Source organism: Bartonella phoceensis (genome assembly GCF_902825145.1).
Lineage (GTDB): Bacteria > Pseudomonadota > Alphaproteobacteria > Rhizobiales > Rhizobiaceae > Bartonella > Bartonella phoceensis.
Genome location: NZ_CADEAD010000074.1, coordinates 1 through 258 on the forward strand (window position 1 = coordinate 1; position 258 = coordinate 258).

The following is a 258-nucleotide window of genomic DNA, read 5'->3' on the forward strand; positions in this document are numbered from 1 at the left end:
TAAAAACACAAATGAAATATGTTATTGGGCCAGATGGGAGTCCGCTGACAATCGCTGATTTACCACCAAGAACAACAAGGCGTTGGGTGATCCGTCGCAAAGCTGAAGTTGTTGCGGCGGTGAGAGGGGGGTTGTTAAGTCTTGATGAAGCGGGTCGACGCTATACTTTGACCGGAGAAGAGGTTCTTTCATGGCAAAGTTTAATAGATAAAAACGGGTTAGCTGGGTTACGAACGACTAGAATTCAACATTACAGGC

General features: G+C 45.7%; 1 protein-coding gene. It reads left to right on the plus strand.

The genetic code is table 11. From position 1 onward, the window contains the following. Positions 1-258, plus strand: a 258-nt coding sequence (sciP, locus tag J7R07_RS08135) for a CtrA inhibitor SciP (RefSeq protein ID WP_281384554.1), incomplete at both ends; no start/stop codon positions are given.